Genomic DNA, 3319 nt, shown 5'->3' with positions numbered 1-3319 from the left:
CCCCGACCGACCAGGAACCCCCCGACGGACCAGGAACCCCCCGACCGACCAGGAACCCCCACGGCGGGGGAGACTCCGGCGGCCAGCCGGAGACCCCCGCCACACCCGACGCGACCTCCAGGTGGTTGGCCACACCCTGCCAGGATTCGCTCAGGTTCGTCCCACTAGCCTGGGTGCGACCGGCGCCGAGTCAGGCCCCGAGCCGCCTCGGCGCGCCGCGACCCGCAGATGGACCCCATGCCCAGAACCGCTGCCGTCACCGCGTTCCTCCGCAACGCGTGGCGCACCCTCACCGCCATGCGCACGGCGCTGATCCTGCTGTTCCTGTTGGCCGTCGCCGCCATCCCGGGCGCGCTTCTGCCACAGCGCAGCCTCAACGAGGGCAACGTCAACGAGTACATCGCCGAGAACGGTTGGCTGGGCGAGACCTACGACAAGCTCCAACTGTTCGACGTCTTCAGCAGCTGGTGGTTCACCGCCATCTACGTCCTGCTGTTCGTCTCGCTGGTCGGCTGCCTCACCCCGCGCTGCTTCGAGTTGGTCCGCCAGCTGCGCACGCCCCCGCCGCTGACCCCGCGCAACCTGTCCCGCCTGCCGCACCACGCCGCGTACCGGACCACGGCCACGCCGGAGCAGGCCGCGGACCAGATCCGTCGCGAGCTCAAGGGCCGGGTCCGCCGCAACGACGGCGACGGCCGCGTCCCCGGCACCATCGAGCTGTCCACCGAGCGCGGCTACTCGCGCGAGGTCGGCAACATCGTCTTCCACTTCGGCCTGCTCGCGCTGCTCGTCATGTTCGCGGCCGGCAAGTTCGTCTACGCCGAGGGCATGCGCGTCATCGTCGCCAATGAGGAGTCGCCGGCGTTCTGCAACACCACGCCCAGCGCGTACGACTCGTTCCGCGCTGGACTGCTGGTGGACGGCACGGACCTCGAGCAGTTCTGCATCAAGGTCGAGGACTTCCGCGCCGATTACCTGCCCAACGGTCAGGCCGAGATGTTCACTTCCAACGTGCGCTACACGGAGGAGGTCACCACGACCGACCCCGACACGTGGGAGCCGTTCGAGATGCGGGTCAACCACCCGCTGCGCATCGGTTCCACCCGCGTCTACCTGCAGGGTCACGGCTTCGCGCCGACGTTCACGGTGACGTACCCGAACGGCGAGACCCGCACGGACACCCAGCACTGGTCACCGACCGAGCTGCAGACGTTCCTGTCCTCGGGCATCATGCGCTTCGACCCGCCCGCTGGCATGTACCCCGATCTGGCCGAGCGGCGGACGCAGCAGATCGCCATCCAGGGCCTGTTCGCGCCGACCGCGCAGTTCGAGGGCACCCTGCTGAGCTCGCGGTTCCCGCGCATGGACGACCCGGCGGTGGCGATCGACGTCTACCGCGGGGACGCCGGCCTGGACACGGGCCGCCCGCAGTCGGTCTTCTCGCTCGAGCCGGACCTCATCGAGTCCGGCGCGCTCAACCGCGAGGCCCGCGTCAACCTCAAGCCCGGCGAATCCACGACCCTGCCCGACGGCACCGAGGTGCGGTTCGACGGCGCCGAGGAGTTCGTCAACATCCAGGTCTCCTCCGACCCCACGCAGATCTGGGTGGGAGTGTCCGCCGCCGTGATGATGGCGGGCCTGGTGCTCAGCCTGATGGTGCGGCGCCGGAGGATCTGGGCGCGGGTGAGTGTCGACGACGACGAGGTCACCCGTGTCGATCTGGGTGGCCTGGCCAAGACGGACCGATCGGGCTGGGGGAGCGAGTTCGACGAGCTCCGGGACCGGCTGGTCTCGGCGGCGGCTGTCACACCCGTGTTGCCGGGTGAGGTCGACACGGGCCACACTTCAACTAGTCGCGGTACCGCCGCCGACGCTGCGCGGAAGGACGACACCCGGTGATCACTTCGACCCTCGCACAGGGCCTGCCCATCGACGAGACGCTGGCCACCTACTCGGACCTGGCGTTCCGGACGGCCTTCGGGATCTATGTACTGGCGCTGATCGCGTCGCTGATCTACTACGCGGGTTTCCGCGTGGCCAAGGTCTCGGAGAAGGAGCTGGTCACGGCCGGCGGGACCGGGCTGACCGAGTCGCGGTCCCTCACCGACACCGGCGACGAGGAGCGGGCCTCGGCCGGCAACGGGCGCTGGGCGCGGATCGCGCAGCTGTTCGTGGTGCTCGGGTTCGTGTTCCACGCCGCGTCCCTCGTCCTGCGGGGGCTGTCCACGGAGCGGTTCCCGTGGGGCAACATGTACGAGTTCATCCTGGGCAGCACGCTGTTGGCGGTGGCGGCGGGGCTGATCTGGCTGCGCAAGCCCGCGCTGCAGGTGGTGTGGCCGTATCTACTGGTGCCGATCCTGGTGCTGCTGTTCTTCGGCGGGACCCACCTGTACTCGGACGCCGCGCCCGTGGTGCCGGCGCTCCGCTCGTACTGGCTGCCGATCCACGTGTCGATCATCGCGCTGGGCTCGGGCATCCTGCTCATCCCCGGCGTCGTGTCGATCATGTACCTCATCCGAGTGTGGCAGCCGCAGGGGCAGGAGCACGGCTGGGGCGCCCGCCTGGCCCGTCCACTGCCGGCAGCCGAGACCCTCGACCGCCTCGCGTACCGCACCACGGTCATCGGCTTCCCGGTGTTCGGCGTGGGCATCCTGCTCGGCGCCGTGTGGGCGGAGAGCGCGTGGGGCCGCTTCTGGGGCTGGGACCCCAAGGAGACGGTGTCGTTCATCTCCTGGGTGCTCTACGCGGGCTACCTGCACGCCCGTGCGACCAGCGGCTGGGGCCCCAAGAAGGCGGCGTGGATCAACATCGCCGGCTTCGCTGTGCTGGTGTTCAACCTGTTCTTCATCAACATCGTGGTCTCGGGCCTGCACTCCTACGCCGGGCTGAACTAGCTCCCGGCGGCGTCGCCCATCGTGTGGACGACGTCGGCCCAGTCGGCCGCGAGCCGCTGATCATGGGTGATCGCGAGGACGCCGAGCCCCCCGTCGGCGCGGGCCCGCAGGACGCCCGCGATCGCGTTCGTGCTCTCGGGGTCCAGATGCGCGGTGGCCTCGTCGGCGATCAGGTAACGCGGCCGCTGGGCCAGCGCCCGGGCGAGGCAGGCGCGGTGGAGTTGTCCGCCGGAGACCTGTTCGGGCCGTCGGTCGAGTAGGCCGGGGTCCAGTCCGACCTCCCGGGCGAGCGCGTCCACGTCCACCGGGCTCCCGCGCAGCCGTCCGGGGAGCGCGATCATCCGGCGGAGCGTCATCCGGGGGTCCGCCGACGCCATCGGGTCCTGATCCAGCAGCGCCGTGTGCCCGGGCAGTCGGCCGCGCCG

Annotated in this window: 3 protein-coding genes; 2 read left to right on the top strand and 1 reads right to left on the bottom strand. The window is 70.4% G+C overall.

All coding sequences use genetic code 11. The annotated features are described in order from the left end of the window. Positions 1-237 precede the first annotated feature (237 nt). Positions 238-1899, top strand: a complete 1662-nt coding sequence (gene resB, locus G6023_RS15470) for a cytochrome c biogenesis protein ResB (RefSeq protein ID WP_241727903.1) — start codon at positions 238-240, stop codon at positions 1897-1899. Then, positions 1896-2894 (top strand): c-type cytochrome biogenesis protein CcsB, encoded by a 999-nt coding sequence (ccsB, locus tag G6023_RS15465; RefSeq protein WP_182636374.1) that lies wholly within the window; start codon positions 1896-1898, stop codon positions 2892-2894. The genes resB and ccsB overlap by 4 nt, the downstream gene beginning before the upstream one ends. On the opposite strand, the gene G6023_RS15460 is transcribed toward ccsB, so the two are convergent. Then, the coding region (locus tag G6023_RS15460) for an ATP-binding cassette domain-containing protein (protein ID WP_182636373.1) at positions 2891-3319 on the bottom strand (429 nt) is incomplete at its 5' end. The genes ccsB and G6023_RS15460 overlap by 4 nt on opposite strands.

The organism is Dietzia sp. DQ11-71 (genome assembly GCF_014144995.1).
In the GTDB taxonomy this organism is placed as follows: Bacteria; Actinomycetota; Actinomycetes; order Mycobacteriales; family Mycobacteriaceae; genus Dietzia; species Dietzia kunjamensis.
This window is presented reverse-complemented; position numbering and strand designations above follow the sequence as displayed.